Below are 964 nucleotides of genomic sequence, written 5' to 3' on the forward strand. Positions count from 1 at the left end.
TCCGCGAATCGGTTGGGGTAAGCCACGGCTAGTTGGTTGATGGCTTGTTTCCACCCGGTGGCTTTCGCTCCTTCAATATAGCCGTTGCACTCAATGTTGCGCTTTGCTTTCTTCGCTCGCTGGGCAGCGCGCTTGTCTTCGATGTTGCAGATCATCAGCCACAGCGTCTTTAGTGCGGCAGTATCGTTCGGGAATTGACCCCGGTTACGGGTAGCTTTACGAAGTTCGGCGTTGAGCGATTCGATCGAGTTGGTGGTGTAGAGCACCCGGCGTGCCGCCGGTGGGAACTGCAGAAACGGCACGAACCGCTCCCATGCATCACGCCAGACTTTGACCGACTGGGGGTATTTCCGGCCAAGTTCACTGGCCTCGAAAGCATCCAGGCTGGTACGTGCGGTGTCCTCGTTAGCGGCTGTGTAGACCTCACGCAGCGCGCGGGAGACTGCTTTGCGGTCCTGGTAGGACACCCACCGGTTCGCAGCCCGAATCAGGTGCACAATACAGGTCTGCACCATGGAATTCGGCCAGGTTGCCTCCACGGCTTCAGGCAGGCCTTTGAGCCCGTCGCAGCACACGATGAACACGTCTTGGACACCGCGGTTGGCCAGATCCGCACACACCGATGCCCAGAATGCGGCGCCTTCATTGTCCGCGATCCACAGTCCCAGGATGTGCTTGATGCCGTCCATATCGACACCAACCGCCATGTAGCAAGCCTTGTTGACCACGCGGTGGCCGTCACGGATCTTGACGCGTAGCGCGTCGAGGAAGATCACCGGGTAAAACTCGTCGAGCTGGCGGTTTTGCCAGATCATGACCTCGTCCAAGACCGCATCGGTAATGGTGCTGATCGTATCCGGGCTCATATCCACCCCAAGGGAGGTTGCGAGATGGTGCTGAATATCGCGCACGGTCATCCCACCGGCGTAGAGCGAGATAATCATGTCGTCGAGCTCTGTGAGCC

Annotated in this window: 1 protein-coding gene; it reads right to left on the reverse strand. The window is 58.7% G+C overall.

The features are described 5' to 3' along the window. On the reverse strand, positions 1 to 964 hold a 964-nt coding region (locus QKD99_RS11475; RefSeq protein ID WP_347951484.1), incomplete at both ends, for an IS256 family transposase.

The organism is Corynebacterium sp. c3Ub_189, from assembly GCF_039907195.1.
In the GTDB taxonomy this organism is placed as follows: Bacteria; Actinomycetota; Actinomycetes; order Mycobacteriales; family Mycobacteriaceae; genus Corynebacterium.